This is a genomic window from Pararhodobacter sp. SW119 (genome assembly GCF_017811755.1).
Taxonomy (GTDB): domain Bacteria; phylum Pseudomonadota; class Alphaproteobacteria; order Rhodobacterales; family Rhodobacteraceae; genus Pararhodobacter.
The window spans coordinates 1-3,382 of sequence record NZ_JADDJF010000118.1; the positions used below are offsets into that span (position 1 = coordinate 1).

A 3,382-nucleotide genomic window follows, 5' to 3' on the forward strand; every position below is an offset into this window, starting at 1 on the left:
CTAATCTTAACCATGGGAATGCCATGCGACGGCTTCCACCGCTCAACGCCCTGCGCGCCTTCGAAGCCGCCGCTCGGCACATGAGCTTCAATAAGGCCGCCGAGGAACTCAACGTCACCCCCGCGGCCATCAGCCAGCAGATCCGGGCCGTGGAAAACATCGCCGGCGTGAAACTGTTCCGGCGCCTGACACGTTCGCTTCTGCTGACCGATGCCGGACAGTTTGCCCTGCCGGCTATGACCGAGGGGCTGGACCGGCTGGCCGAGGGCTATCGGGCCATGCGCCGGCAGGAGGAAGCCGGCGTACTCACAGTCAGCGTGGCACCGTCGCTCGGGGCGAAATGGCTAGTACCCCGGCTGGAGAGGTTTCGCGCGCGGCATCCGGAATTCGACATCCGCATTGACGCCTCCGACCGGCTGGTCGATTTTCACCGCGGCGACGTGGATCTGGCGATCCGCTCCGGAGCGGGCGAATACGAGGGGCTGACCGCGCATTGCCTGATGTCGGAATTCGCCGCGCCCGTCTGCAGCCCGGCTCTCATGCAGGACGCGCAGCCGCTTCGCCAGCCCGCCGATCTGCGGCATCACACGCTGCTGCATTCGCAGTGGCGGATGCAGCACGCCTTCGCGCCCAACTGGCGCATGTGGCTGAAGGCCGCCGGGTTGACCGACATCGATGCCGAGCACGGCCCGCGGTTCAGCGAGGACAACCTGGTCGTCCAGGCCGCGATCGCCGGTCAGGGCGTGGCTCTGGTCGGCAAGGCAGTGGCCGCCGCCGACCTGCGCGCAGGGCTACTGGTGCATCCCTTCGGTCCGCCGACGCGTGAGAGTCACGCCTACTGCTATTATGTGGTCTATCCCGAGGCGGATGCCGACCGGCCCAAGGTGCGGGCCTTCACCGACTGGGTTCTCGAAGAAGCAAAGGAGACTGAGCCGTCGTGAACCCGACGGCTGAGCAAGCCGAGCGATCAGGAAAGAGCAAAGCGGTACAGAGCCGGAATGGGCGGATTGCGGACGGATGCTGATGCGGCATCGCTGGTGCAGAATACTGTAAATGCGGCCATTCGGCCCAGCTAAGGTGCCACAAACCAGCGAGCGCGCGTAGCGATTCCTTTTCCGTCAAAACGCGACGACAACATGCATCCGAGATTGACATTTTTCATCTGATCCAACAACCTGAGATTGAGCAACCACGCAAGAGCAGTCATTACACTTCAGGCATCCTAAATAACCCGGGGAGCGATCGCATGGACCTTCGCTGCAATACGCCCCCTTTCAGGGTCGCCGGGATATATCTTTCGATCAGCCTTACGTATATTGTTGTCTCCGACTGGCTCGCCGATGGTCGCGCGTGGACGAACTGGCTCCCGGGCATCCAGACGACCAAGGGCATTGTCTTTGTCCTTCTTTCCGCAATTCTGATCCATTTTCTCATCACTCGCGAAATGCGCCGACGCCAAGCGGTCCAGGTTCAACTTATGCGGGCGCAGCGAATGGAGGCGGTCGGACAGCTCACCAGCGGCGTCGCCCATGACTTCAACAACTTCCTGACCGTGATCCTCGGCAATCTGGAACTGATCCAGCAAGACGCCGGATGCAGCAGCGACCTGCGCAAACGGGCCGATCATGCCCTGCTCGCCGCCGAACGCGGTGCCGACCTGACCCGCCGACTGCTCGCACTCTCGCGCAAGCAAGGCCTGGAGCCCCGACTGGTCGATGTGAGCGAGTGCGTCACCCAGATGAAGATGCTGCTCGAGGTCGTGCTCGGGGAGGGGGTCGAGGTGGTCACCGACCTCGCCCCGGGCCTGCCGCCGATCACGGGCGACCCAGGGCAGCTCGAGACTGCCGTTCTCAACCTTGCGCTGAACGCGCGCGATGCGATGCACTCCGGCGGCGTGATCTCGCTGACCGCCAGCTTCGTGAAGCTCGACGCCGACCAGACGGCAGGGAGATGGCCTGTGGTGAAGGGCGAGTATGTCGTGATCGCAGTCAATGACGATGGCCAAGGCATGCCCGAGCGGGTGCAGGAGCGGCTTCTCGAGCCGTTCTTTACTACCAAACCTGAGGGCGAAGGGCACCGGGCTTGGCTTCCCGATGACGCATGGGTTCGTCAAACAATCCGGCGGTCATGTGGTTGTCAGCAGCGCGGTAGGCCGTGGCACGAGCGTGAAGCTCTATTTTCCTGCTGTGATGCCGGCAGAACAGGTGTCGGCTGATCCATCCACGAACATGTCGGTCCGTGGGGGCGACGAAACCGTCCTCCTTGTCGAGAACGACATCGCGGTGCGCGACATTTTGAATGATTTCTTGACCCGCCTTGGCTATCACGTGCTCAATGCGTCGCGGGCGAGCGAGGCCCATGAACTTCTGGCAGAAGCCATGCAGGTCGATCTGCTGATAACCGACATCGTTCTCGCCGGCGAGTGTAGCGGGATCAAGCTTGCCAATGAGGCCCGTCTGACGCACCCCACGCTCCCGGTGCTGGTGATTTCGGGCTTCGCTGAGTCGACGATCACCGGCACGCTGTCCAATACTGCGCGTGTCGGATGGCTCGCCAAGCCTTTCAGCCGTCAGAGTGTCGCGCGACATCTGCGGGAGCTGCTCGATGCGTGACGGCGACATCGCTCAGCATCAGACGAGAACGGTCGTCCCCGCGGTCTTGCGAAACACGGCCCTGGGGGCCACGTACGGCTTGCCAGTGGTGGCGCGTGGAACTGCATCACAACCATCGCGTTAGTAATTAGGTGACGAGCGATCTGTCGGCAGCGGAGCAAACAGGTCCCCCATGTCAGTACTCGCACGAAATAACGTTCAGACAGAGGGTCGATCCGGCTCGCCCATTGTCTTCGCGCATGGTTTCGGGTGTGACGAGAACATGTGGCGTCGCGTGACGCCCCATTTCGTGGACAGCTTTCGTGTCGTTCTCTTCGACCATGTCGGAGCAGGGAATTCCGACGTGAGCGCCTGGTCGCCGGAGCGATACCAGAGCCTCGACGGTTACGCCGAAGATGTTGTCGAGATCGATCTCGCCTGACGCGCCTGCGCCAGTGACCGCGACCGCTTCAGTAGCGCGGCACGACACCACTGACGCCCAGCTTGAGATCGTTCTGAGGAACGGGCGGCGGCTTCTTGTCCCCTCCATGGTAGACCCGGAAGCGTTAGTCCGGCTCCTTCCGGTGCTGGATGGTCGATGATCGCCTTGCCAGCGGGGGTGCGCGTGTGGATCGCGGGCGGGTGACCGATATGCGGCGCGGCATGAACACGCTGGCGCTGACGGTGCAGCAGGGTCTCGGGCGCGATCCGCATGCCGGTGAGATCTTCTGCGTGCGGCAGTGGCATCAGCGCGGATCTCTCAACCCCAGACCTGGGCGATGCTGCCCGGT

Annotated in this window: 4 protein-coding genes; all 4 read left to right on the plus strand. The window is 62.8% G+C overall.

Annotation, left to right across the window (positions count from 1 at the left end; all coding sequences use genetic code 11):
• Positions 1–23: 23 nt before the first annotated feature.
• The gene (gene gcvA, locus IM708_RS20565; RefSeq protein WP_245243362.1) at positions 24–941 is read left to right on the plus strand and encodes a transcriptional regulator GcvA; all 918 of its coding nucleotides are present in this window, start codon (positions 24–26) and stop codon (positions 939–941) included.
• Between the two features lie 305 nt (positions 942–1,246).
• Entirely contained in the window at positions 1,247–2,215 is a 969-nt protein-coding gene (locus IM708_RS20570; RefSeq protein ID WP_209428426.1) for an ATP-binding protein, read from the plus strand.
• A complete protein-coding gene (locus tag IM708_RS20575; RefSeq protein ID WP_209428427.1) occupies positions 2,166–2,612 on the plus strand; it encodes a response regulator in 447 nt (148 codons plus the stop codon). Before IM708_RS20570 ends, IM708_RS20575 begins: the two co-directional genes overlap by 50 nt.
• A gap of 172 nt (positions 2,613–2,784) precedes the next feature.
• The gene (locus IM708_RS20580) at positions 2,785–3,033 is read left to right on the plus strand and encodes an alpha/beta fold hydrolase (protein ID WP_209428428.1); all 249 of its coding nucleotides are present in this window, start codon (positions 2,785–2,787) and stop codon (positions 3,031–3,033) included.
• Positions 3,034–3,382: the final 349 nt, after the last annotated feature.

What these genes read in the sequence shown, in the direction of transcription:
- IM708_RS20580 (WP_209428428.1), top strand. Translation starts at nt 2,785, where the DNA reads ATGTCAGTACTCGCACGAAATAACGTTCAGACAGAGGGTCGATCCGGC.
- gcvA (WP_245243362.1), top strand. Translation starts at nt 24, where the DNA reads ATGCGACGGCTTCCACCGCTCAACGCCCTGCGCGCCTTCGAAGCCGCC.
- IM708_RS20570 (WP_209428426.1), top strand. Translation starts at nt 1,247, where the DNA reads ATGGACCTTCGCTGCAATACGCCCCCTTTCAGGGTCGCCGGGATATAT.